The organism is Muribaculum intestinale (assembly GCF_002201515.1).
Lineage (GTDB): Bacteria > Bacteroidota > Bacteroidia > Bacteroidales > Muribaculaceae > Muribaculum > Muribaculum intestinale.
Genome location: NZ_CP021421.1, coordinates 437,996 through 461,929, shown reverse-complemented (window position 1 = coordinate 461,929; position 23,934 = coordinate 437,996). Strand labels below are relative to the sequence as shown.

The 23,934-nt window shown below is 51.5% G+C and carries 17 protein-coding genes; 2 read left to right on the top strand and 15 right to left on the bottom strand.

What is annotated here, in order from left to right; translation table 11 throughout:
- Positions 1-6: 6 nt before the first annotated feature.
- The 11 genes from ADH68_RS02000 to ADH68_RS01950 form a co-directional block, all read right to left on the bottom strand.
- A complete protein-coding gene (locus tag ADH68_RS02000) occupies positions 7-510 on the bottom strand; it encodes an RNA polymerase sigma factor (RefSeq protein ID WP_068961980.1) in 504 nt (167 codons plus the stop codon).
- Between the two features lie 567 nt (positions 511-1,077).
- Positions 1,078-4,359, bottom strand: a complete 3,282-nt coding sequence (locus ADH68_RS01995) for a S41 family peptidase (RefSeq protein WP_068960009.1) — start codon at positions 4,357-4,359, stop codon at positions 1,078-1,080.
- Positions 4,360-4,489: 130 nt separating this feature from the next.
- Positions 4,490-6,133: a LysM peptidoglycan-binding domain-containing protein gene (locus tag ADH68_RS01990; protein ID WP_068960010.1), complete on the bottom strand. Its 1,644-nt coding sequence runs from the start codon at positions 6,131-6,133 to the stop codon at positions 4,490-4,492.
- A gap of 101 nt (positions 6,134-6,234) precedes the next feature.
- Positions 6,235-7,023 (bottom strand): DUF5683 domain-containing protein, encoded by a 789-nt coding sequence (locus ADH68_RS01985; RefSeq protein WP_084273928.1) that lies wholly within the window; start codon positions 7,021-7,023, stop codon positions 6,235-6,237.
- A 192-nt stretch (positions 7,024-7,215) separates the two neighbouring features.
- Positions 7,216-8,112: a ParB/RepB/Spo0J family partition protein gene (locus ADH68_RS01980; RefSeq protein ID WP_068960011.1), complete on the bottom strand. Its 897-nt coding sequence runs from the start codon at positions 8,110-8,112 to the stop codon at positions 7,216-7,218.
- 100 nt (positions 8,113-8,212) lie between these two features.
- Positions 8,213-9,016: a ParA family protein gene (locus tag ADH68_RS01975; RefSeq protein WP_068960012.1), complete on the bottom strand. Its 804-nt coding sequence runs from the start codon at positions 9,014-9,016 to the stop codon at positions 8,213-8,215.
- 133 nt (positions 9,017-9,149) lie between these two features.
- On the bottom strand, positions 9,150-9,638 hold the full coding sequence (locus tag ADH68_RS01970) for a hypothetical protein (RefSeq protein ID WP_068960013.1): 489 nt from the start codon (positions 9,636-9,638) through the stop codon (positions 9,150-9,152).
- A gap of 20 nt (positions 9,639-9,658) precedes the next feature.
- Positions 9,659-10,276: a hypothetical protein gene (locus tag ADH68_RS01965; RefSeq protein ID WP_068960014.1), complete on the bottom strand. Its 618-nt coding sequence runs from the start codon at positions 10,274-10,276 to the stop codon at positions 9,659-9,661.
- 16 nt (positions 10,277-10,292) lie between these two features.
- Positions 10,293-11,726 carry a DUF3078 domain-containing protein gene (locus ADH68_RS01960; protein ID WP_157755857.1) on the bottom strand — a complete coding sequence of 478 codons (1,434 nt, stop codon included), beginning with the start codon at positions 11,724-11,726 and terminating at the stop codon, positions 10,293-10,295.
- Positions 11,727-11,852: 126 nt separating this feature from the next.
- Complete coding sequence (locus tag ADH68_RS01955) at positions 11,853-13,061, bottom strand: glycosyltransferase family 2 protein (protein WP_133165679.1); 1,209 nt, start codon at positions 13,059-13,061, stop codon at positions 11,853-11,855.
- A 159-nt stretch (positions 13,062-13,220) separates the two neighbouring features.
- Positions 13,221-15,191 (bottom strand): hypothetical protein, encoded by a 1,971-nt coding sequence (locus ADH68_RS01950; RefSeq protein ID WP_068960017.1) that lies wholly within the window; start codon positions 15,189-15,191, stop codon positions 13,221-13,223.
- Positions 15,192-15,493: 302 nt separating this feature from the next.
- On the opposite strand from ADH68_RS01950, the gene ADH68_RS14045 reads away from it, so the two are divergent.
- Positions 15,494-16,276 (top strand): sulfide/dihydroorotate dehydrogenase-like FAD/NAD-binding protein, encoded by a 783-nt coding sequence (locus ADH68_RS14045; protein ID WP_068960018.1) that lies wholly within the window; start codon positions 15,494-15,496, stop codon positions 16,274-16,276.
- 12 nt (positions 16,277-16,288) lie between these two features.
- The gene (gene gltA, locus ADH68_RS14040; RefSeq protein WP_068960019.1) at positions 16,289-17,746 is read left to right on the top strand and encodes an NADPH-dependent glutamate synthase; all 1,458 of its coding nucleotides are present in this window, start codon (positions 16,289-16,291) and stop codon (positions 17,744-17,746) included.
- A gap of 93 nt (positions 17,747-17,839) precedes the next feature.
- Here gltA and ADH68_RS14195 read toward each other — a convergent pair whose 3' ends face one another.
- The 4 genes from ADH68_RS14195 to ADH68_RS01925 all read right to left on the bottom strand — a co-directional run bounded on the left by ADH68_RS14195 (position 17,840) and on the right by ADH68_RS01925 (position 23,931).
- A complete protein-coding gene (locus ADH68_RS14195; protein ID WP_084273930.1) occupies positions 17,840-18,706 on the bottom strand; it encodes a M23 family metallopeptidase in 867 nt (288 codons plus the stop codon).
- Positions 18,707-18,771: 65 nt separating this feature from the next.
- Entirely contained in the window at positions 18,772-19,914 is a 1,143-nt protein-coding gene (locus tag ADH68_RS01935) for a Wzz/FepE/Etk N-terminal domain-containing protein (RefSeq protein ID WP_068960021.1), read from the bottom strand.
- A gap of 6 nt (positions 19,915-19,920) precedes the next feature.
- Complete coding sequence (locus ADH68_RS01930; RefSeq protein ID WP_232321438.1) at positions 19,921-22,332, bottom strand: SLBB domain-containing protein; 2,412 nt, start codon at positions 22,330-22,332, stop codon at positions 19,921-19,923.
- A 291-nt stretch (positions 22,333-22,623) separates the two neighbouring features.
- The gene (locus ADH68_RS01925; protein ID WP_068960022.1) at positions 22,624-23,931 is read right to left on the bottom strand and encodes an inositol-3-phosphate synthase; all 1,308 of its coding nucleotides are present in this window, start codon (positions 23,929-23,931) and stop codon (positions 22,624-22,626) included.
- Positions 23,932-23,934 lie beyond the last annotated feature (3 nt).

Genomic DNA, 23,934 nt, shown 5'->3' with positions numbered 1-23,934 from the left:
ACAATCTTAACGATAGTCCTTCAGTGTCTGCTGTAGGCGCTGGCGGGCGAAGAATATGCGGCTCTTTACGGTGCCGAGCGGAAGATTCATCTTCTCGGCAATCTCGTTGTATTTGTAGCCTGCTACATGCATAGAGAAGGGGATGCGGTAATCGTCGGAAAACGCATTGATGGCTTCTGTTATTTCTTTGGCTGCAACCGATCCTTCGGGAGTCTCAAATCCGGAATCCTGCGGGAGGTTCAGGTGATAGAGATCCTCGGTCTGGTCGATTATTGTGGCCGAGCGTACTACCTTTCGGTAATTGTTGATAAAGATGTTGCGCATGATTGTGAACACCCAGCCCTTGAAGTTGACATTGTCGACATATTTGTCCTGATTGTCGAGAGCCTTGAGGGTGGTGTCCTGAAGGAGATCATAAGCGTCATCGCGGTTTGCCGTTAGGATATAGGCAAAGTTCAGAAGATTTTTCTGGAGACCTAAGAGTTTGGTTTGGAAATTAGACGAACCCATAACTAAGTATTTTTTGTGTGTGACTTTTTTTGTTTGTTTGGATGGTGTCATTCGCTTCACAGATGTGTTACAGAATGATTACGATGCAAATGTAGATATAATTTCTGAACTGACAATATGTTTTGAAAGAAAAATTTGCTTAATTTGATTTTTAACATTTGCAGATTGATATAATGCTTAAAATTAAGGTATTGAGTATTTTGTGGATTTGCGCGTAGGTGTCAATTGAATTACAATTGTTGTACAAATCAGTTAAATATACTATTTGTTAACTTAAAATTTAGTTAATTGTACCTGTGGCTTGATTTTGTGTGACAACAATTGTCGTTCTTTTGTGTAATATAACTGTTGTGGGAATGGTGTAGTATTGTGATTGATGTGTTACGGTATTGTAATATGTGCGGATGCTTTGTCGCACTTCCGATATGGAATTTTCCGGAGTATGGATGGTGTTTTACCAGTGTGGGGATTGTCATGTATCCCGTGTCCTGACAGATATACCATGCGCCCGGCTTCTGATGAAAGTAAAGCCGGGCGCATGGTAATATTTGTTAGATGGATTATATGCTATTGACGGGTGGAGTCAATCTGGCGCAAAAGTTCTTCGACGGCAGTCTGAAGCTGGGTGTCTACGCCTTTCACTACAGTAGCGGGGTCGTTGGCAACCTTTATGTCCGGTTCGAGCTGAGAGTTTTCCAGATAGTTGCCTTCGGCAGTACGATATCCTATTACCGGAATGCCGAATATGAGCGACGGGTCCTGAAGTGTCTCCCAGTTTACGGAAGTCATGGTGCCGGGCACCGGCATGCCTACGAGTTTGCCCATGCCTTTGTGCTTGTATACCCACGGTGTGCCGTGGGCGTTGCTGTAGTTGGCCTCACATTGGACCATGATGCTGGGTTTGTTCCATCGGCGCGAGGGCATGTCGCACACATCAGTGCCTCGAATTACCTGTGTCAGGTATTTATCGCCGCTGAAGAGCATTTCTATATCCTCGTGGAGACGGCCTCCGCCGTTCCATCGGGTATCGATTACAATCCCCTCCTTGTCCACATATTTTCCGAGCAGGTCGGTGTAGATACGACGGAAGCTGGCGTCGTCCATCGAGCGTAGGTGCACGTATCCCAGACGTCCGCCCGACATACGCTCGGTGTCAGCCTCGCGCTGCTTTACCCAGCGGCGGTAGAGTAGGTCGTTGAGACGCCCCTGTGTGATGGGGAGCACTACTTCGTCCACACTGTTGCCATTTCCGTTGTACAGTGTGACAAGTGTCTTCTTGCCGGCGATGTCGGCAAGCAACGATGTGTAGTCGGTAGAATCGTTGAGAGCCACACCGTTGATTTTTTCAATAATGGTGCCTTTTTTTATTACGGTGTTGGCATGGTCAAACGGACCTCCCTCGATGACTTCGGCCACTCGCAGACCGTCGCCATAGTAGTCCCAGTCAAAGAACAGTCCGAGAGAGGCCGTACGCTCGCCGGATGCCGAGGGATAGTAGCGGCCGCCGGTATGCGACACGTTAAGCTCGCCGAGCAGTTCCGACAGGAGATCGGCGAAGTCGTAGTTGTTGTTGATATGGGGCAGGAACTTACGGTAGGCTTCGGTCATGGCTTCCCAGTCGACACCGTGCATGTTTTTCTCGTAGAAGCGAGCTGCTTCCTCCTGCTTTACATAGTTGAACATGTATTCGCGTTCGGCCTTGGGGTCGATTTTCATTGTGGCCGAATATTTGATGGGCTTTATTGTCTCCGAGGACACGCTCATTTTGCCGAGGCCGTCGGAGCCGAGCAGGTACAAGGTGTTGCCATCCTTGTCGGTCTGTATTGAGCGGTGACGGTAGCCGAGTTTCTTGACCATTGATGTTTCGTGTTTTCGCAGGTCGGTTTTCCAGAGGTCGTACCCGTCGTCGAATTCGGCGAAGAAGTATAGAGTCTCGCCATCGTCGGTGACGATGAAGTCGCCCAGCGACGATGACATGGGGGTGACGCGTACCATTCGGTCGCGCAGACCGTCGAACTCGACATTGATTGTCTTCTTGTCGGCCTTGGCGTCATCGTCATCGTTCTTATCGTCCTTTTTCTTCTTATCCTTCCCTTTTTTCTTTCCGGCGGCTGCTTTTTCTGCCTTGTCCTTGTCTTCTTTCTGCTGCTTTTCGAGTTCCTTGCGCAGTTCGTAGTCCTCCTTCGACAGACGGTATTTGTCGTAGGCGTCCTGGTTGAGGAACACGAGCATCACATCTTCCTGCGAGCCCCAGCTTGCGTGGCTGCGCATTCCGTAGCGGTCGGAGCCGAATGCGATGGCATTACCGTCGAGAGCCCATCGGGGATGTGTGTCGAAGTACGATGAGCGGGTGATGTTGGTTACTTTTGGGGTGCCCTCGGTATTTACGATGGCTACATCGGCATATGGCTCATGGCCGTTGCCGGTGAGCTCGAACGCAATCCATCGGCTGTCGGGCGACCATACATAGTAGAATCCTCCGTCGCGTTCCGGATTTGCCGAACCGTCGGTAAGCCGGCGCACCTTTCCGGTGGCCACATCCATTACCATCAGCTTGTTACGGTCCTCAATAAATGCAAGGCTCTTGCCGTCGGGCGAATACTGCGGATATGTGCGCTCGATGTTGTCGCTGAATAGCGGACGTTCGTCGATGGTAGTCGCGTTGGGAAAGTTGAGATCATCCTTACGACCTACGGAGGCTTCGTAGAGAGCATAGTGTCCGTCGCGCTCGCTTACATAGACCATCGAGCGGTTGTCGGTGTTCCATGTTATCAGCCCCTCTCCCTGTGGTGTGTGTGTAATCTGTCGGGTAGTGGGATATTCGACAGATGTCACAAATACTTCTCCGCGGTCGACGAATGCCACCTGCTTGCCGTCGGGCGACACCTTTGCTCCTGCCGACGAGCGTACCGAGGTCTTGTAGTCGGGTATCTCTTCGTCAATCACCACATCGACGGCCACCTTTGTCGCAGATGCGCCGGGACGCATCGTATAGAGCTCACCGTCGTATGTAAAGGCAAGCGTGCCGTTGCCGGCGATGGAAAGAAATCTTACCGGATGGGTGGTAAAGTCTGTGATTCTGCTTACTTTCGACGGATTGCCTACGGGAAATGACCATACGTTGAGCGACTTGTCGCCATTGCGTTCGCTTATGAAGTATGCGGTTGTGCCGTCGGGCGATACTACAGGATTCAAGTCCTCTCCTCCGCGTGATGTAAGGTTGGTATGCTTTCCTGTAGCCACATCGTAGCGCCATACGTCGCGTGTCACCGATGACGTATGATGCTTGCGCCAGATGTCCTCCATCCCTTTGCGGTCCTGATACAGCAACCACTTTCCGTCGGGCGACCAGCTCATTGTCTCGGCGGGGGTGGCGAGCATGCGTGTGGTGCGGCCGCCGTCTACCGCCACTTTGTATACCTCGCCAAGACGGGCTGTCGGAAATAGCGCGCTTTCGGCGGGATCCTGGATAGCGGCCGAGAAAATCACATATTTCCCGTCGGGGGTGAAGGCTACTGGCACTTCCTTGGCCGAATTGCGTGTGAGGCGCAATGGAGTGCCCCCGGTACTGTCCATTACAAATATATCGAAGCTACCCTCGCGGTCGCTGGCAAAGGCTATCTTGCTTCCGTCGGGCGACCATATAGGTGATGCCTCATGTGAGTCGAGAGTTGTGAGTCGTGTGGCATTGCCGCCTCCGGTCGGTACTGTAAATATATCGCCTTTGTATGTAAAGGCGATACGGGAGCCGTCGGGAGATATCGCGGCATCGCGAAGCCACAACGGAGTCACGGCCGATGCGGTAAGTGCCACAGCCGACAGTGACAGTGTTAACAGAAATCGTGACATTGGTCTATTGTTTATATATTGATTATTCGTATTTCTATGTTGGCGGGTGATACGCACATGGCGCCATATTCCCGGATAAGGGGGAACAGGCGCCATGAGATATGCAGCAGCAGGTATGGCCTGACGGCAATCAGCGCGGAATCTTCAGGGTCTGTCCCTCGCGGATGGCCGAGCCCGACATGCCGTTGGCTTTCTGGATTGCCTCGACAGTGGTGCCCTTCGCCTTGGCTATGCGGTAAAGGCTTTCGCCCTTTTTCACCTTGTGGTTGGTAAACCCTCCTTTGCTTTTTGTCGATGACGTTGAGGTCGACTTTTTCTGTTTGGTCTGAGTGGCTGGAGCGGCAGTCTTCTTGGCTTTTTTTGCCGTGTCGGAAGCCACTGCGGCTACAGTCTCAGTTACAGCCTTTTCAGCGTCGGACGATGCTTCTGCGAGGCTTTCGGAGGTGTTTGCCTCGGATGTGGTGTCAGAGGCCGGCTTCTCTATGCGTACCCGCTCATATGTGTTTATCTTCAGATTGCGTCCGCGTGGCACGCTGTTTTTGCGCATACCGTTCCACTTCTTTATGTCGGATACCGACACACCATACTTCTTTGCAATACCGGAGAGGGTTTCGCCGCGTTTTACCTTGTGGGTCTTTACTACGAGTTTGGTGGTAAACTCGCCGTTGTTCTCGAGTTCTTCCAGTGAAGTCGGCTCTACTACCGAGCGCCGGGCGTAGAGGGTGGCGTCGCGTCCGGCTATGCTGTCCTCGCTCATTATGTAGCTGTATACCTGCATTGAGGGGAGCACCAGCGAGTATGGCCTGATGTCGCCGGGTATTATGTCGTGGCGGTATTGGGGGTTGAGCACTCGTATCTCCTCCACCGGGATATTAAGCACCTGTGATATCTGGTTGAAGTTCACGCGCTTGCTTACATGAACCGAATCGGTTATTATAGGCCGTTTTGCCAGGGCCGGAGATATTCCGTGGAGGTTGTAGTATGTCATCACGTAGTTGGCCGCAATGAATGCCGGCACATATCCGCGTGTTTCCTGTGGCAGAAAGTAATATATGCTCCAGAAATCCTTATCCTTTTTATCTTCTATTCCGGCACGGCGCAGGGCTTTGTTGACATTGCCGGGTCCGCAGTTGTAGGCCGCTATGGCGAGCGACCAGTCGCCGTACATATTGTATAGCTGCTTTAGATATACGGCGGCAGCCTCCGACGACACGTGTGGGTCGCGGCGCTCGTCGACGAGTGTTGAGATTTCCATGCCGAGTCCGCGTGCTGTCGGAAGCATGAATTGCCACAGGCCCGTGGCTCCTGCCTTGGATACGGCGTCGGGGTTGAGGGCCGACTCGATAACAGGCAGATAGCGTAGCTCCAGAGGAACACCGTGGCGCTCCAGTGCCTGCTCGAATATGGGCATATAGTACAGGCTCATGCCGAGCATGGCCTCGACCAACTCGCGTTTGCGCTGTGTATACATATTTATATATGAGCGCACAATCTGGTTGTAGGGCATTTCGATTGTGGTCGGGAGTGCCGACAGACGCTTTATGTACACCTCGTCGGTGGCGTTGAGAGGCTGCGATTTGTCGAAGTTAGTGTTAAGTACGGTATAGTTCTGAAGATACCAGTTCTGTAGCATCTTGTGAGTGTCGGTCTCGAAGCTCTCGGGATATGTGATTGAGTTGTCGGAAATGGAGTGCTTCAGCGACAATATCGACGGCGCGGCCGATGCGGTGATGGCTGCGCAAGCGATGATTAGGGATGAAATGACTTTTTTCATTGTCCGTGGTAGTGATTGAGGTGGTTGTTGAGAGGGGGAGAGAGGATGGGGTGGATATTGTCCGGGAAAATCGTAATACATATTCGTGGGTGGATATATGTTTAGAAATTCACGGCCCAGAGAAGTCCGATGCCGGGGCGTGAGCCTCGTGCGTCGGGAATTACGGCGGGAGAGAAGTCGACCGAGAGGTCGGGCGATATATCGAAGTGGGTGAGCGACGCATCTACATATGCGTCGACCATAGCCACGAGATAGAGTCCGATCATTGATATGATGCAGAGGTCGCGGTTGCGCCGGAAGTAATCCTTTCGCGCCTTGAATGTCTTTTCAAGCCAGCTTTTGTTTAGTTGCGACTCGTCGGTGTTGGGTGGATAGAAATCCATGTACGACCGAGTATTGGGGTCGCTGTCCATGAGATCGCGGTATGCCTGGGTGTAGTCGGTAAGCATGCGGTTGTTCCATGTCAGACCGTAGGTAAGGCCCATGAAGCCGCCGACTACGAGCGGCAGTTTCCAGTATCTGCGGTTGTAGAGCTGCCCAAGGCCGGGAAACAGTGCCGACAGCCATACCGCGCGTTTTGGGTCGGGATTGAACTCGCGCACGATATAATCGGGGTCGAATCCGGGGGATATGCTGTCGGTGGCACAGTTTGTGCAGTTGTCTACCGGAATCATACCTTCCGGAATGATTGCTGTCGAATCGCCTTCTTCCACGATTGAGTCGCCTTCTACAAGGGTGCGCATGTTGCGGTCAAGCTCGAGGTGTATGCTGTCGGGAAATGCCTTGTAGTCGACCGCGACAGAGTCGGCCGGTAGGGGAATTTCGTGTTCGGCAACGTCGGATATCGGCAGAATCGGACTTGAGATAACTGAAGTGCTGTCATCTGCCATACCGGGATGAAATAAAGAAGCTGAAAAAATGTTAAAGGGAGTCAACAGCGCCAGAATCACGATAAAAATCGTGAATGGCGTTGTCGTTTCCTTGAAAATGCCATGCTGTGCTGTCTTCTTTCTTTTCATCACATAATTATAGCATACACAGGTAGTTAGGCGCTAATTTCCGGCAAGAAGCGCAACCGTCTGTCAGCCTTCGGAATGCTTTATAGTGTCAAAGATAGCAATTAATTGCTCAAGTTCATCCTCATTTTTAAACGGGAATGTGATTTTTCCCTTTCCTTTGGCGTTGCAGGTGAACTGCACGGGACGTCGGAACGAGGCACTGAGGTGCTTCTTGAGTATGTCGTAGTCGTTTGTCCGGTTGTCGGCCTTTTTGGCTGCCGGGGCTTCTTCTCCGGCCTCGTCGGCTTCGCGATAGGCCTTGGCGAGTTCTTCCACTTTGCGTACCGACAGGCCTTGGCGCAGGATTTCGTTGTATAGTTTCAGCTGCAGCGCCGGTTTCTCTATCGAAAGCAACGCGCGCGCGTGTCCCATGTCGACACGCTTGTCGCGCAGGCCGAGCTGCACCTCAGCCGGAAGTTTCAGCAGTCGCAGGAAGTTGGCTATCGTGGCACGTTTTTTCCCGATGCGTTCGCTGAGTCGTTCCTGGGTCAGTCGGTACTGGTCGATGAGCTTCTTGAATGTGAGTGCGATTTCAATGGCGTTGAGGTCTTCGCGCTGGATATTCTCAATGAGCGCCATCTCGGTGAGCTCGCTGTCGTTGGCCGTGCGTATATATGCGGGCACTGATGTCAGCCCTGCCTTGATTGCAGCTCGGTAGCGGCGCTCTCCGGCAATAATCTGATATGCGTCGGGGCCGGTCTTTCGTAGTGAAAGCGGCTGTATAATGCCCAGTTCGCGTATGGATACAGCAAGTTCGTCAAGGGCTGCTTCGTCGAATGTTGTACGCGGCTGGTCGGGATTAGGGGAGATGAGGGTTACGTCTATATCGTTGATGGCCGATGAGCCGCGTGCGGGCACATCGTCCATCGAAATCAGTGAGTCGAGCCCTCGGCCGAGGGCATTGCGGCGTATCGGTGGCATCCGTTTGGGTTTTATCTACGCTTGGTAGGCAGTAAGGATTATTCTATGTTGCAGGAGAGTGTCAATGCGGGAGAGTACAGAGATGAGGCGGATTTGCCCGTTATTGGGCGAGAGCTTCGGCGGTGTTGCGTTGCGGTGTCTTGCGGTGTTTGGCGATGAGCTCTTTTGCAAGCATTGTGTGGCTTGTGGCTCCGCGGCTTTCAGGGTCGTAGAGCAGAGCCGGCAGGCCATGGGATGGCGCTTCGCTCAGGCGTATGTTGCGCGGGATTACTGTAGAAAATACCATGTCGCCGAAATGTCCCTTGAGTTCCTCATAAATCTGGTTGGCAAGGCGCAGGCGGGCGTCGTACATGGTAAGCAGGAAGCCTTCGATTTCCAGCTGCGGGTTGAGCTTCGACTTTATTATGCGTATTGTGTTGAGCAGTTTGCTGATACCCTCGAGGGCGAAGTATTCGGCCTGTACGGGTATGATTACCGAGTCGGCTGCCGTAAGGGCGTTGACAGTGATGAGGCCGAGAGACGGCGAGCAGTCGATGAGAATATAATCGTAGCGTTCGGTCACAGGGCGCAGCACGTTGAGGAGTATTTTTTCGCGGTGGGGTTTACCTACCAGTTCGAGCTCGGCTCCTGCAAGGTCTATGCGAGATCCGACCAAATCGAGCCCTTCGACACATGTGGGTGTCTGTGAGCCGTCGAGAGGATAATCGTCGACCAGGCATTCATAGATTGAGGATGACATTGACTTCGGATCTATGCCGTAGCCTGAAGTTGCGTTGGCCTGGGGGTCGGCGTCGATAATGAGCACCTTTTTGCCTTGGTTGGCAAGCGATGCGGCAAGATTGATGGTAGTCGTGGTCTTTCCCACGCCCCCCTTCTGGTTAGCAATAGCAATGATTTTACCCATAGTATAGCATTGAAGTGCCGGAAGCGTTCCCGGTTACTGCAAAGGTACTATTTTTCTATCGATTACTTAGGAAATGCTATGGTATAAAATGCGTTAAATGTTGATAAGTGGGTATTTGTGTTGATAACTGTAATTATCGGAGGCCGAACGCCGCAGAGATGGCTGAAATGTCGGTATCGTATGCCACAGCCTTGGGTGAGCGTGGCCGGATGCGTGTGGCGTGATGATAATAGCTGTATTGACGGTCCCAGGATGTGACATATAGCTGGCGTGTCTCGCCCGGAGGTATATTTGCGGCTATGGTGGCCGTGCGCGAATGCAGCATGGCTCCGTTGTCGTGGCGTCGGTATGTGAACTGCAATGTTATCGACAGCATTGTCATGCTGCGATGGTTGTTGGTCACGAAAAATGTCTCGCGCATGGAGCGTAGCGGCTTGTCGTATGATGTTATCGTGAGGCTGTCGGGCGATATGCGGTTGCCTTCGATTATGATGGTGTCGGTCGATGCCGTCTGATGTGCCGCGATACGTGGTTGCAGTGGTCCTTTGCGTGTTGTGTCGTCGCTGTGTCCATTGAGGAAGAGCAGCGTGAGCATGCATGTGAGGATGACGGTCTTTTTCATGGCTCTGACGGGATTGTGGATTACAGATAGCGCGGCTCCACGGGTCCGGAGAGCGGCCGGGGAAACATGCGGATACATCCGTCGATATCTTTGGGCGCATCGGAGTCGGTCAGGCGCACGCTTATTCGCGACATGTATGGGATGAGCCTCCAGAGGTTGACTTTAATGCGGCGGCTGTGCTGGCGGAAGGTCAGGTGGGCGTCGTCGATGAGGGTCAGTGTAAACCGTTTTGGGTTTCTCAGTGTCGCACCGCCATTGCCCGAGGTATATATTTCGGCGGCATATATTCCCGGGCGTGCGGTAGCCGAGATATATCCCATGAGGGTGCCCGGGCGCAGCGACCGGCATGGCGAACGCATTACCACCATGCGGTATCGTATTGCATCGTCCTCTCCGCGTAGGGTATTGTCGGTATGACGCTCGATTGCTATGCTGCCTCCGTCGGACGGGAATGTCCATATGCCCTCTATCTTGTGGAGAGGACGCATCTGCATGGCCTTACGCACGCTGTCGGGATTGTCATATCCGGAAATCACGTGTGAATGTACCGGGAGTTTGCTCACCGGTTCGCGCGCATAGGAATATGAAGGCAGCAGTGACGCTGCTAATATTATTATAGAGCGGAGGAGAGGTGACATGCTGTGGGGTTATGTGTCAGATGGTTTTGAACTGATACTGGAATCCGAAGCTGAGAATCTCTTTCAGCTGCCAGTGGTGCCAGTTGGTGTCCTCAAGAGGCAGTTGATGGGAGTCGTAGCGCACATGGATGAAAAGCTGTGTGGAGAAATACCGGTTGATGGAGAAGTTGAAGGTATTCTCCCAGTCACCTTGTGTATAGTCGTAGTCGGTAAAGAGGAACAGACGCGAACTGTATGTGACATTCCAGGCGAGAGTCCATGTTAGTTTTACCTCGGCGTTGCTACCGAATTCGCTTACAGTATGGTGGCCGGGGTCAATGCCGAAATTGGATTTCGGGATTCCCGGATTTGTGGCAATCTTCAGATTGTAGGAGAAGGGCGATATGGAGGCGTCGAGAGTAAGTCTCTTCTGAGGATTTTTGTAGTTGTAGGTCATACCGACACCAATGTTGAGCTCTCCGGGGGTCATGAATGCCGCTTTCAGCTCGCGGGTGTTTGGCTTGTAGTTGTTGAGTAGCTGGGTCTTGAACTGGGCATTGACCGAGTAGTACCATTTGTCGAAGGCCTTGAGGCCGAGTGTGCCGTTGAACTGGAATTGGTCCTGGGTTATATTGTAGGCATGTATCGTGTCCTGTGGCGCACTCGCTATGCCTACCTTGTATTCGGTGGTTGCCTCCACGATGAATTCAGGATGGAATTTCTGGTTGAGTTTTACATTCCATTTGAATGAGCCTATGCCGTTGACGTTGTTGTTGCCGCCCTGATACCAGTTGGGGCTTATATATGCCTGAGAGAACTGGAGTCGTCCGTCGATATTGTGAAGCCAGTTCTTTCGGGTGACATCTGTAAATCCGGCATCTGCCACGATTTGTTTCTTGTCGGTTATAATTTCCTTTACAGTAATTGATTCGGTTGAGGGATCTACAGTGGCCGTGTATTTCTTTGGCGGTTTCGGCATGGTATAGATGTTATACCTTACATCCTCAATGTTGTCAAGCATGTATCGTTGCTTTAACTCGCGGTAGGCTCTCGCTCTGTTGGCTTCGATTTTAATCCAGTCGAGATCGGCATACTGGGCTTCGACGAATGGCTCTGGATCAAACGGAGCAATCGAGTCCAGATGCATGAACTCGTCGTATACCATGGGCATGAACAATATCGACGGCAGTGGTGCTACCGGAAGAAATCTGAGTGGTTCGGGTTCTGATTCGGTCGACAGCGTATCGGCCCACATGTCATCGAATGCGGAGATGAGTGTGCCGTTCTCGTCAAGATCCTCTTCGGTGAATGTCGATTCCTCGTCTTCAAGAAGTTCGAGTAATTTTCTGTCGGGATATCTGCCGGTATTCGGATTTTCATCCGATGTTTCATACGCTGTTTGTGCCGATGCAATGGCGGCTGTAGCCACAATCACTGCCAAAATCATAAGCCGATGTATTCCGGTAGTCATATCATTAAAATACATTATTTTGCAAAGATAATAAATTTGTAGCTGTTTGGGCCGATGACCGATAAGAAATGTTAAGATTGGTGTACGGGGATGCGGCTTGATGCCGGCAGTCACCATGGGATGGTGTCAGCATGGTTGCTGCCATGAGCGTGGCGCTTTGCGCTTGTGCCAGCTCCAGCGTCTGATTGGGCGCGATAGCAATGCGTATGGCAGACTCCATCGGAGATGGCGTTGCTCAAGAGCCATCTCCACTCGGTTGAATGCGATGCCCAGTATTGACCACAATGCTATGCCTGCAATCGCTATGCCGCCGAGTACAGCGCATGAAAATGCGGTGTTTGTTCCGGAGAAAGCTCCTCCGCTCATGCCAAGAATGCACACCGATGCTGCGATAGTGGACAGAAACCATATCCAGGGGAGCACGTATGTGGCGGCGATGCGTGTATTCGGCCTTTTGGAGCAGAAGCCTTCCATGAGGCGATGGCGTTCGCGCTTTATCCGGTAATATCCGGGAGTATCGTCGGGGGCTTCGGTCGAGACGCGACTGTCGGGGGAAAGTACAACTGCCGTATTGCTTCCGGTGGCTACTTCCGACACGAATACGTCGTCATCGCCGTATTGGAGATTCAGCGAGTTGCCGAATCCCATGTTGTTGAAAAACATGCTGCGACGTATCCCTATGTTGTCGCCGTCGCCGCGCCATGGTTTGCCGTCGATGGCATCGGAGAGCCATTCCATGTCGCCGACGAGTATGTCGTGGCGCATTCCGCGGCTGAGCCTGTGGCTCTCTGTGTCAGATGCGCCTGGGCCTGCATATCCCAGCACCAGGTCTATCTCCCTGTTGTGGAAGGGGGCAGTCATGGACGACAGCCAGCATGGGCCGGGTAGACGGCTCTCGGAGGTCAGGAAGAGCACTATGGGATTGTGTGCCGCTTTTATGCCGAGGGTGAGGGCGAGTTTCTTTCGCGAGATATTGCGTGTGTCGTAGGGGGTGAATGTGCGTCGCAGCCCCGGGTAGGTGTTTTCTACTGTGGTGAGGAAATCCTCTACGCCGTTGTCTTTGCCGTCGTTTACCACGATTATTTCCGTCGAGCCGTCGTAATGCTGCTCGTGGAGTGCTTTTATCACTTCCTCCAGCCCCTTTGAGTTGGCATATGTGTAGACGATGACCGATACCGGAAGAGTACCGCTTTCGGGTGCGGGACTGTCGGATAAGGCATGATACAGACGCCTCAGCATCGGTATGTATATGACAATGAGTGCCACAGCCGCAATGCACGCTATGGCCGCAAACGCTACAGAAAGCTCTTGACTGGCATCAAATGAGAGAATCACCGGTTATGTCGACTTGGTTGGATTTGTGCGGTTGGGGGTATTCCGCGCTGTATGTCTGCAAATTTACAAACTATCGGTCAATTTCCCAAAAACGCGAGTACACATATATGAAAAAGTCCTCCGGACCGATAGCCGGAGGACTTTTTCATATATGTGCTGTCATTTTCTGACTTTTGTAGTTTCGGTAGAGCCGTCGGTGTAGATTACGGTTTTTATGAATATCCCTGACTGTGGATTGTCAATCCGGTATCCTGAGAGATTGTGGTATATCGTATTCGCTATATTTTTGAGCAATGTTATCATCTCGGACGATGACGTGGCATCGGTGATGATATCCGATTGGGCGAGTATGTTGCCTTCCGTCGGGTCTCCTTCGATATAATATAACTGTACTCCGGTGGTGGCGGATGTCATACCGTCGGCATATATGTTGGCTGTGCGTTTTGTCCCGTCGACGATAAAGGCGATACCATACTGGTCGGAGTAATCGACAGGCACAAAGGACATTTCGGGGTTGATGCCGGGTTGTGCGGCAAATGTGTATGGCTCTCCGTCGAAGAATATGCGGTAGTAGAGTTTTGTCGGGTCGATGTTTTCTCCGTCGGTATTTGAGGCAGAGAGGTTGAATGACACACTTTCTGACGGGTCCCATGGTTTCGATGGTACATAATGCGATATATTCCATGGATTCATGGGTGTGACATTACGGGCGGAGGCTGGATACGTCGCAAGCGATGAGCTGGCGATGATGTTGCTCTCTGACGGTTCGCCCTCGATATAGTATAGCTGTATCTCCATGGTCTCGATGTCGGTGTCATACATGTAGATGATGCGCAGGGCATCGTAGGATGTGAATGAGCCGCCATTATCAAAGTTGAATGGAATGAATTCTGTGGGGCGTTCGATTCCGGGATAGGTATATGCGCCCGGGGTGAATGTATATGGATTGCCGTTGATGAATACTCTGTAATATAGGTTGTCGGCGTCGAGGAGCTGGCCGTCGTGATTCAGTGCGGATATACAGAAGTAGATGTACTCCAGGTCGTCGGGGCCCGAGGGTGTATGATGGCCTAAGTCCCAGGGAGCGGTAGGTGTTTTGGATATGTTGTCGGGCGTGGCTTCGATTACGGGCGACTCGACATATTCCATATAGTTGATATGGTCGGGGTTCTTGTTGTATACAAGCAGCCACCCTTCGGGGGCGGTCAGTTTTTGTGTCGATTCATCATAATCGAATGTTATGCTGTCTTTGAATTTCAGAATTCTGACATCCTCTTTTTCCTCGTCGTCATATACTGTTTCGTATTGGGCGGCTGTGAAAAATGCGAAGAATGTGCCCGAGGGTGAAAAACCGAGATACTGTCCGGAATCAAATGTGACATGTTTTCCGTCGCGCTTACCTTTTATCCATGCCTCCGGAGCCATGTCGAATATACCTCGCAGATATATGTTGTCGTGGTCGGCGCCCATTTCTATGAACCTGCCCATGCCGTAGGGGTCGAGCATCGACATGCGGGTGATATCCATATCCTGAGGGATATCGGCTATGGTATGAGTCATGGGCGTCCATGTGGAGAACACCTCACCTTCGTAGACCCATTCGTTGTCATGGTCGATTTTACCGGGGAATATCATCCCGTTTTCCTGAATATCCGCTGTGATAGTGCCGTCATCGTTTATACTGATGGTGTATCTGTTTTTGTCGGCCGAGACGGGGATGAAGGTTTTAGCGCTACTGGAGTATTCGACCATTGATACATAGAAGTAGCTTGTATCCTTACCGTAGTTGCGCACAGCCATTAGCTGTGGGAATTCAAATGTGATGTTTTGACCATCTCTATGTCCTTTTATATAAGGATGTCCGCCGTAGTAGGTATAATCGTATTGCGAAAAGAAGTCCTTTATGTACACGTCGCCATTGTCGTACTCTACGATTTCGGAAGGGAGATAGTTGTATTCAATAGTGGCATATTTATTGCCGAGAATAGCATAATAGGCACCTCCGCTTCGGTGGTACATGGTGGTAGTGCCACCTTCCGGGAGCGTGGTCAGCGGCTGGTTCTGTGCCGTTGCATAGGACGATGACAGGAGTATTGCGACAGATGCAAGTGCAGGGTAGAAATCTTTCATATAGGTTGGGCGTATTTATGTGATTGGCAATTGACTTAAAGTGGTTGAATTGTGGCGGCAGTTATGCGGCAAATTTAAACATATTGATTCATATATTCAAAAATATATTGATAAAAGTGTGTTTTTGTTAATTTATATGCATGTTTAGCTGCTTTGTTTTATTAGGAAGCGGGCTGTGAGTTAATTTGGCCTGGAAAACAGTTTGGATTACGTAATATTTATTTTAATTTTGCATTATTAAACAATCTCTACGCAATCTGTTGATTTCAGAATGCCATTCTAAATTCCAACATAATAACCCTATGAATAAAATTCTTGAGAAGGAGCACTTCTCCGAGAAAGTGGTCAGACTTGTGGTCGAGGCTCCATCAATAGCTCGGTCGCGGCGTGCGGGTCACTTTGTGATAGTGCGTAGCGGAGACCATGGCGAACGCATCCCGCTTACGATTGCCGATGCTGATACTGACAGAGGCACAATAACTCTGGTGGTGCAGGCAATCGGTGAGTCGACTTCCAAAATATGTGCCCTGGAGCCCGGTGAATATCTGACCGATGTTGTGGGGCCCCTTGGTCAGGCTACCCATATCAGTAAGGTAGGAACTGTGGTATGTTGTGGAGGTGGAGTCGGCGTGGCTCCATTGCTCCCTATCATAAAGGCAATGAAAGCCGCCGGCAATCGTGTGGTAACGGTGCTTGCCGCCCGCACGCGTGAACTTGTCATTCTTGAGGAGCAGGTAGCTGAATATTCCGACGAAATCATCATAATGACCGACGACGGCAGTTATGGAAAGCAGGGGCTTGTGACCGATGGTGTCGAGGAGGTAATCAATCGTGAGAAGGTTGATATGGTAGTCACTATCGGCCCTGCGGTGATGATGAAGTTTGTGGCTCTGCTTACCAAGAAGTATGACGTGCCGACGATGTGCTCGCTGAATACCATTATGGTCGATGGAACGGGCATGTGCGGCGCATGCCGTGTGACAGTCGATGGAAAGACCCGCTTTGTATGCATCGATGGGCCTGAATTTGACGCACATAAGGTTGATTTTGATGAAATGATGATGCGCTTGCGCTCATATAACTAACAGAAAAATAATATGTCGACAACCATATCGCCTCGTGACGCCCTGTGGCGCGAGGATTTGCGCAAGGCCCGCTCTGCCAAGGAGCGCACGTCGATTGCGCGTGTGAAGATGCCGGAACTTGATCCGGCTTACCGTGTTACATGCAATGAGGAAGTCAACTGTGGACTTTCCTCGGAAGCCGCCGTAATCGAGGCTACCAGATGCATGGACTGTCCCGACCCGCAGTGTGTCACCGGTTGCCCTGTGGGAATCAACATCCCCGGATTCATAAAGAATATAGAGCGTGGCGAATTCGGTCAGGCGGCCAGGGTGCTTAAAGAGACATCGGCGCTCCCGTCGGTATGCGGCCGTGTGTGTCCGCAGGAAAAACAGTGTGAGAGCCGATGTATATATCATAAGATGAAGAAGGAGCCTGTTGCGATAGGATATCTGGAGCGTTTTGCCGCCGACTTCGACCGTGCGTCGGGAGGAGAAGCAGCAGTTATACGTCCGGAGAGCAACGGCATCATGATAGCTGTTGTAGGCTCGGGGCCGGCCGGACTTTCGTTTGCCGGCGACATGGCCAAGCGTGGCTATGACGTTACCGTGTTTGAGGCTCTGCATGAAATCGGCGGTGTGCTGAAGTATGGTATTCCTGAATTCCGTCTTCCTAATTCTGTGGTCGATGTCGAGATACGCGGCCTTGAGGAGCTTGGTGTGCGTTTTGTTAAGGATACTGTCGTAGGCAAGACTTTAAGCTATGACGACCTTCATGAAATGGGATTCCGAGGGATATTTGTGGCTTCCGGAGCAGGTCTGCCTCGATTTATGGGCATTCCGGGTGAGAACTATATCGGCGTGATGTCGTGCAATGAGTATCTGACCCGTATCAATCTGATGGGAGCCGGACACGCCGGATACGACACTCCTGTAATGCGCGGAACGCGCGTGGCTGTTATTGGTGGCGGTAATACGGCGATGGATGCAGTGCGCACAGCCCGCCGTATGGGCGCTGAGACTGCCATGATTGTGTATCGCCGTAGCGAGGAGGAGATGCCTGCTCGTGTGGAAGAGGTGAAGCATGCAAAGGAAGAAGGCGTGGAGTTTCTGACATTGCACAATCCTGTGGAATATCTTGCCGACGAGAAAGGTCGTGTCAATATGATGCGTGTGCAGCGTATGGAGCTTGGCGAGCCGGATGCTTCGGGACGCCGTTTGCCTGTGCCTGTAGAGGGCGCTGTGGAGGATATTCCTGTAGATATGGTGGTGGTAAGCGTAGGTGTGTCTCCTAATCCGCTTATACCGAATGCGATAAGCGAACTTGAGGTGTCGCGCCGCGGCACAATTGTAGTAAACGAGGGCACTATGCAGTCGTCGATTTCCGACATTTATGCCGGCGGCGATATTGTGCGAGGAGGGGCGACTGTGATTCTCGCCATGGGCGACGGACGCCGTGCTGCTCTACATATGCATGAGGCTTTGAGCCGGTGACAGTCGGCTAAAGAATATCAATCCCCGGCAGTGCCATTGTGACACGATGGTCTGCCGGGGATTGATTGTGTGGGGGTAGGATTATTGCTCGTGCTACAGGCGCCGACGTTTTCTTGTCAATGCCGGGTCGTAGAAATTGAATACCGTAATGGGATTTATGGCAGTGCCGTTGTAGCGAGTCTCAAAGTGGAGATGTGGTCCGGTCGAATTGCCTGTGTTGCCGCTCAGCGCAATGGGCTGGCTGGCATCTACCTTGTCGCCTGCTTTTACAAGCGAAGAGCTTAGATGGGCGTAGCATGTGACAATACCATTGTCATGGACGACCTCAACATAGTGGCCGTAGCCATGTGCCTCGTAACTTACTTTGTCGACGATTCCGGGGAGTGCCACTCTCACTGTATCGCCTATCTCCATCGCTATGTCGATACCTTTGTGCACTCGGTTGAATTTCTCTCTGTAGCCGAAGCCCGAGGTTATGCGGCCCCATTCAGGACTGTAATATGACACTCCGCTTATAGGCGGCACCAGGGAGTATGTGTCGGTATATGGCTTTGTCTTTACGCAGCTTCCCGACTGATAGAATCCATATGAGGAATATGCTCCGGATATGAAGTCGAGACTTCCATAGCCTCCGGTGCCCTGTCTTGAATTGTCTGATTCTGCGCATGCCGATGACAGGTCGGAGAGGGCTGCATATAAATCGTCGTGTTCCGGAAAGTAAACGATTGTATCGGACAGGGCTGCAGGCGTCGATGTCGGTATGGAGTCGTTGCCGATATAGCCCGCCAGAATTTCAAGAGGAGACTGCGACACCGGTGTGTTGTCGGCAAATGACGCGGAATCGATATTTTCCGATGAGGCTCCTATCAATACAGAAAGGATGTCTGTATGTCTGCCCTGTGACAGGGCAGACAATACAGACATCACTATAAGAGATGCGAAATGTATTTTTCGTAACATATACGTCTATACACACATGGTTGGGGAGAGAGTGGAGTAGGGAGGAGTGCGGTTGCAGAGCAAAATCAGTCTCTTGCTGTGGAATTGCCATCCTGACGGATTTCGGCAGTTTTGGCAAGCTGTTTCTCCTTGTACTGTGTCAGGAAAGGAGATACCGACAGAATCCATGCGGCGCAGGCTGCGAATCCAAGGAATGTAAATCCGATGAGAATCAACAGTTTCTTGGGACTTGCGGGTTTTATGGGCACTGTGGGCGGAGTGATTATGGCGTATACCGGTGTTGTTTCCTGCACCTTTGCCTGAGCGCTCTGTACGTGCTGGGCTGTCTGGTTATACAGGTTGAATGCCAGAGTCGCTTCGTTTGCAAGGCGTTCCTTGACTGTCTGGGCCGAGTGGAAGGCTATGCCCTGGTTGCGGTCGAGATAGTCGGCATACTTCTGCTGCATTTTGTAGTAGTTGTCCTTGGCCTCTTTGTTAAGCTTTTCGGCGTATTCGAGGTCCTCGCGGGCTTTATTGGTACGGTAGGCTGTGATGTACTCCTTGAGTCGTGATACTACTGTGTCGGCGAGGACTGCCGATACGAGCGGGTCCTGCATTTTGACGTCAATCGACACAACAGATGTCTTGGCATCTACAGCCGCGGATATTCTTTGGTTGAGAGCATCGACAAGGAGACTTTCGTCCTGTGTGAGCTGGAAACTGTCGAGCTTATGGTTTTCGTCAGCTTCATCAACCGATTTGAGAAGACCGATAAGTTTTCCGGGGAGTCCGAGAATCACGCTCCACCAGGGTGCGCTTGTTTCGTCTTCCATAAACTGCTGGACGGTCATTTTCTTGCCATCTTCCTTAGTCGTTATCTCGACGTCGAAGAGGCTTGTTATGAACGGAACCGAGCTTACCACGTCGGGATACAGCATAGGGTATACTGCGTCCATGCCGGCTTCTGCTCCGGTATTGATTCCGGCCATCGATGCGAGAGCGCCCAGGCCTCCGCCGGGCAATTTCGCACCGTTGCTTTCGGGGGCAAGTGTTACTGATGTAACATATTCGCGAGGGATGCTGAATGCGACTACAAGTCCAATCACGGCCCCGCAGATGCTCCACTTTATGAGCTTTCTGCGCTGATCCCACAGTCTGGAGGCAAGATCAAGAAGGTCTATTTCCTTCTCTTCCACCTCATTATCGTTGTTTATCTTATCCTCTGTCATGTCGGTTTATTTGAAGATGTTGGTGATGGTCGCTCCCAATGCGGCTACAGAAGAGAATGAGGTAGCGAGTGTGAGAATCTTTGTCCAGTCGGTATTTGAGGTGTCGGGCTTCGAGGGCACGATAATCTGACATCCGGGTTCGATAGGGGTGCCGCGTTTTGCTTTAGCCACAGTACCGTTGAGATATACGATAAACGCTTTGTTTTTGCGGGCGCGCTGTCCGTAGCCGCCGGCCTGGTCGATGTAGTAGCTGAGTTTTTTACCAGGCTCGTATACTACGGTGTTGGGGAACATCACGTCGCCGGCTATCTTGACTGTACTCTGCTGTTCGGGGATGAATAGCGCGTCGCCGGGCTGAAGCACGACGTCGTAGTGCGAGCCTGGATTCTGGATAGCCTTCTCAAGGTTGATCCCTACATTGTAGGTGGGAGATACGTTGATTTTGCTTAGTGCGATAGAGTCGCCCATGCCGGGACCGCTGTTTGCCATGGCAAGGCGGAGTACTTCTCTACGTGATGCAAGTTCGTCCTCGGATAGACGTCGTGTGAGGTATGCACCCTTGATGTATGCCTCGTCAAGTATACCTCCGGCGCGCTTGATTATGTCGGTCAGACGCTCGTTGCGCTTCTGGAGCACATAGCTGCCGTCGAAAAGCACCTCGCCTCTTACTGAGACTGATTCCTGAGCGTTGTATCCGGGGCTCTTTCTTACCTCGACATGGTCATAAGGCATAAGTTTGAATCCTTTGCCGCTGTTCAGAGCCAGACCGTTTTCGATTGATACGGTATAGATTTCCGAAATCTGCTGGGTCTGCTGTGTCGAAGTGGGGTCGACGATTCTTCGTGAGATATCTACGCGGGCTGTGGACGCGCCTTCGAGAAGGCCGCCGGCCTGAAAAATGAGGTCTTCGAGGGTAGTGTTGGCTGCAAAAGGATATGAGCCTGGACGTGCCACCTGGCCGCCTATTGAGAGTGCGCCACGCTCTTCAAGTTCGTGAATGCTTGAGATTACAAGCACGTCGTTGCGCTTTAGGGTTACATCCTTGGCTCTGCCTTCAAGTATGTCCTTGAGGTCGAGGGCCATTATCTGTAGTTCCAGATCCGGACCTTCGCGATAGAGGAGCACACGGTCGGTGTATGCGTCGTCGGTCACACCGTCGGCTTTTTTTACGAGGTCGCTTACTGTGTTGATATCCTTGCCGATGGCAAACATGCCGGGGCGGTATACTGCACCTTTCAGTTCCACACGGTTGGCGTAGCGGTCAAGAATCGTGCCTACGGTGATGATGTCGCCGTCCTGAAGACGGTATGATGCGAATTCACCGCGTTCGATGTTGTATAGTTCGTTTTCAGTGCCTGACTGACGTGCCAGTCTTACCATGCCTTCATATGCGTCGCCTGTGAATCCGCCGGAATATTCAAGCAGAGATTTTATGGTTTCGTCAGGCTTGATTTCGTAATACATCGGGCGCTTTACATTGCCGTCGATGCTTACAAGCTGGTCGTAGGGAGGTACGATGATTACGTCGCCTTCCTGAAGACGTATATTGCCGTTGGTCTTGCCGTCGAAGAGATATTCGTAGATGTCGACTCCGGCTACTTTCTTGCCGTTGCGGAGTACCTGGATGTTACGCAGTGAGCCGATGTCGTTGATGCCTCCTGCACGGTAGAGCGCATGGAACACCGATGCGAACGGCGACATGCGGAATGTACCGGGGGTGGCTACTTCGCCAAGAATGTCGACCTGTATGGTGCGTACCTGACCGAGTGTTACCTGAATGTCGGTCTCGGCATCTTCCATTCCGGCATATTTTTTTGAGAATGCGTTCTTGATGTGTTTGTTCGCATCGTTGATAGTCATTCCGTTGAGGTAGACCGGGCCAATCTGGGAAATCATGATGCTGCCTTCCGGCGAGATTGTCTGGCGCAGGTGGTCCTCCGAGGTGCCCCATATGTCGATAATCACTTCATCGCCCGGGCCGAGACGGTAATTCTGGGGTGTGGCGATATTCTCGCTGGGCTCGAATGTGAGCGCGCGCGAGTTAAATACCTTATGTCCGTAAATCTGGCGTGCCGATACCTGTCCGTCCTGGCCTTCGTCTACTTCACGGCCTATGTCAATCATTGACTCCGAAGCAATGTCATTGTTGACATTGTGGCGACGTTCGGCTTTTGCTTGAGAGATGCTCTGTGTGGTAGGTGAGGTCTCGCTGTTCTGCTGCGACTCAAATTTTTCTTTGATTCTTTGAGCCTGTTCGCGAGTCACACCTTTAGCCATCAGTTCTTTTCCGATCTGTTGGTTGCTTTTTCCGGCAGCAGTCTGCTGCTTGATGTAGTCTATCACCTGTTGGTCGGTCATTGCGGCAGCCATCAGTGTGCATGCCATAAAGAGCGATAGAATAACACGCCTTATTTTCATCTGATTAATGTAATTTATATGAGTTTCACACGCTTAAAGAGAAAAGAGATCTGTAAAAGTTAGATAAGTAATTATCGTAACTGTAAAGCCTCCCCCATTGTAGAATTGCATAAACTGGTTGAGAAACAATGTTTTCCAATTCGGCTGCAAAGTTAATAAGAATATCGGGTATACGCAAATTTTTGGCTATGATATGCTATAATGTAAATATGTGTATAAATAGTTACGGCAAGCATGCCGTGGGGCATGCTTGCCGTAATCATAAGGTTTGTGTGTATGACGTGCTCTTGTTTAGTCTATGAGTTCGTCGGCCTTGTAGCCGCCCATTTCACGGATGGCGTTCTTGAGCATTGTGTACTGCTGGAAGAGGTTGTTTACGGGCACTTCGTCTACAGTGTAGTCGTGCATCGGGCTCTTGAGGAAGAAACTCAGGAAGCGCTGTGTGCCGTAGCGACCGTTGCGTGCTGCGAGGTCGATAAGGAGGCAGAGGTCGAGGCAGAGGGGTGCTGCGAGGATAGAGTCGCGGCAGAGGAAGTTAATCTTAATCTGCATAGGATAGCCCATCCAGCCGAAGATATCGATGTTGTCCCAGCCTTCCTTGTTGTCGTTGCGCGGGGGATAGTAGTTGATACGTACCTTGTGGTAGTAGTCGGTGTAGAGGTCGGGCTGGTTTTCCGGCACGAGAATCGACTCGAGGGTAGAGAGCTTGCTGACCTCTTTTGTGCGGAAGTTGGCGGGTTCGTCAAGCACGAGACCGTCGCGGTTTCCGAGGATGTTGGTTGAGAACCAGCCTGCGAGGCCGAGGCAGCGTACACCGATAATAGGTGCGAATCCCGACTTTACAAGGGTCTGGCCTGTCTTGAAGTCCTTGCCGGCGATAGGCATTTTGGTCTTTTCGGCGAGTTCCCACATTGCAGGGATATCGACGGTAGTGTTGGGGGCACCCATTACGAAGGGAGCGCCTTCGGTGAGGGCTGCGTAGGCATAGCACATAGAGGGTGCTACATGCTCCTTGTCGTCAGCCTTCATGGCCTTTTCGAGGTCGGCGAGAGTGTAGTGTACGTTTTTATCGGGAGCTACATATACTTCAGTAGAAGCAGCCCAGAGCACTACAACACGGTTGCAGCCATGCTCTTTCTTGAAGTTGCGGATATCTTCGCGGAGAACTTCTACCATTTCCCAGCGGGTCTTGCCCTGCATAATGTTATCACCGTCAAGACGCTTTGCGTAGTTGTGGTCGAAAGCTGCCTTCATGGGGACAATCTTTTCAAGCTCGTCCTTTACGGGAAGGATATCTTTTTCCTTGAGAACCTCGGCGTTCATGGCCGATTCGAAAGCGTTGGCGGGATATACGTCCCAAGAACCGAATTCGATGTCGTTGAGATCGGCGATGGGCACAATCTGGTTGTAATGGAGATATTTCTTGTCGGCACCTTCGCCTACGCGCATGATGTCGTATTGAGTCATTGATCCTACAGGCTTGGCAAGGCCTTTGCGGGCCATGAGTACGCCGGTGATGAATGTTGAGCTTACTGCTCCGAGTCCTACTACGAGAATACCGAGTTTGCCCTCGGCTTTCTTAACGTCAGTCTGGTTCATGAT